A 1,997-nucleotide genomic window follows, 5' to 3' on the forward strand; every position below is an offset into this window, starting at 1 on the left:
AGGGCGCCTCCACCGCCGACGGCGCCAACATCGTCCAGTACGACGACTGGGGCGGCAACAACCAGCAATGGCAACTCGTCCGGGTCGACGGCGGCAACCCTGATCCGGGCGGCACCTACACCAACCCGGCCGTCTGGCAGGACTTCGCCGACGGCGACATCATCCGGGTCGGCGACGCCTACTACTACTCGGCCTCGACGATGCACTACTCGCCAGGCGCGCCGATCCTGCGCTCCTACAACCTGGTCGACTGGGAGTACGCCGGCCACTCGGTCCCGAGGCTCGACTTCGACTCGGGCGCCTACGACCTCAACGGCGGCCGGGCGTACGTGAAGGGCATCTGGGCCTCGGCCTTTAACTACCGCACGAGCAACAGCACCTACTACTGGATCGGCTGCGTCGAGTTCAACCGGACCTACGTCTACACCGCCTCCGCCGTCGACGGCACGTGGACCAAGCGCTCGCAGATCAACAACTGCTACTACGACGCCGGCCTGCTGATCGACACCGACGACACCATGTACGTCGCCTACGGCAACGGCACCATCAGCGTCGCCCAGCTCTCGGCCGACGGGCTCAGCCAGGTGCGCGCCCAGCAGGTGTTCCAGACCCCGAGCAACGTCGGCACACTGGAGGGCTCCCGCTTCTACAAGCGGAACGGCTACTACTACATCTGGCTGACCCGCCCCGCCAACGGCCAGTACGTGCTCCGCTCCACCTCGCCGTGGGGCCCGTACGAGATGCGCCAGGTCCTGCTCGACCTGCCCGGCCCCATCTCCGGCGGCGGCGTCCCCCACCAGGGCGGGCTCGTCCAGACCCCGAACGGCGATTGGTACTACATGTCGTTCGTCGACGCCTACCCCGGCGGCCGCGTCCCGGCGCTCGCACCGATCACCTGGACCGGCGACTGGCCGACCGTGCAGACCGTCAACGGCGGGTGGGGAGTCACCTACCCGAAGCCGAACATCCAGACCACCCGCACCGTGGCGTCCATGATCGGCCCCGACACCTTCACCTCGGGCAGCCTCGGGCACCGCTGGGAGTGGAACCACAACCCCGACACCAGCCGCTTCTCCACCGGCAACGGCCTGCGCCTGCAGACCGTCACCGTCACGGGCGACCTCTACAACGCCCACAACACGCTGACCCACCGCATCCAGGGCCCGTCGTCGACGGCGACGATCGAGCTCGACTACTCGCAGATGGCCAACGGCGACCGCTCAGGCCTGGCCATGCTGCGTGACCAGTCGGCCTGGATCGGCGTCAAGCGCGACAACGGCGTCAACCGGGTCGTGATGACCAACGGCCTGACCATGAACAGTTCGTGGCAGACCACCGGGACCGGCGCCGAGGCGGCGAGCGCGAGCATCTCGGGCGGCCGGATCTGGTTGCGGGTCAACGCCGACATCAGGCCCGGTTCCGGCAGGCAGGCCCGCTTCTCCTACAGCACCGACGGCAGCAACTTCGTGAGCCTCGGCCCGGCCTTCACATTGAACAACGCCTGGCAGTTCTTCATGGGCTACCGCTTCGGAATCTTCAACTACGCCACCCAGTCCCTCGGCGGCGCGGTGACCGTGCGCCGCTTCGACCTCACCACCCCCTGACGCAACACGTCGACACAGGAAGGCACCAACCAGCAATGGCAACTCGTCCATGTCGGATAAATCGGAGCAAATCATGAAATTCAGATCCCTATCCGTTCTCGCGACGGTGGCCACCTTACTGGCGAGCCTGTTCGTCGCCCTTCAGACTCAGTCCGCCAACGCGGCCACCGTCGACACCAACGCCTGGTACGTCCTGGTCAACCGCAACAGCGGCAAGGCCCTGGACGTCTACAACCTGTCCACCGCCGACGGCGGCCGCATCACCCAGTGGACCAGGAACAACCAGAACCAGCAGCAGTGGCAGTTCGTCGACTCCGGCGGCGGCTACTACCGCATCAAGTCCCGCCACTCCGGCAAGGTGCTCGACGTCTACAACTTCTCCACCGCCAACGG

General features: G+C 66.5%; 2 protein-coding genes. Both read left to right on the forward strand.

Features of this window, described 5'->3' with window-relative positions; genetic code table 11:
• A partial coding sequence (locus tag AB0J09_RS63475) for a family 43 glycosylhydrolase (protein ID WP_360714019.1) occupies nt 1–1,604 on the forward strand: 1,604 nt, incomplete at its 5' end.
• Nucleotides 1,605–1,677: 73 nt separating this feature from the next.
• Nucleotides 1,678–1,997: RICIN domain-containing protein (locus AB0J09_RS63480; protein WP_360714021.1), on the forward strand; the 320-nt coding region annotated here is incomplete at its 3' end.

It is taken from the genome of Nonomuraea sp. NPDC049784 (assembly GCF_040659615.1).
GTDB lineage: Bacteria > Actinomycetota > Actinomycetes > Streptosporangiales > Streptosporangiaceae > Nonomuraea.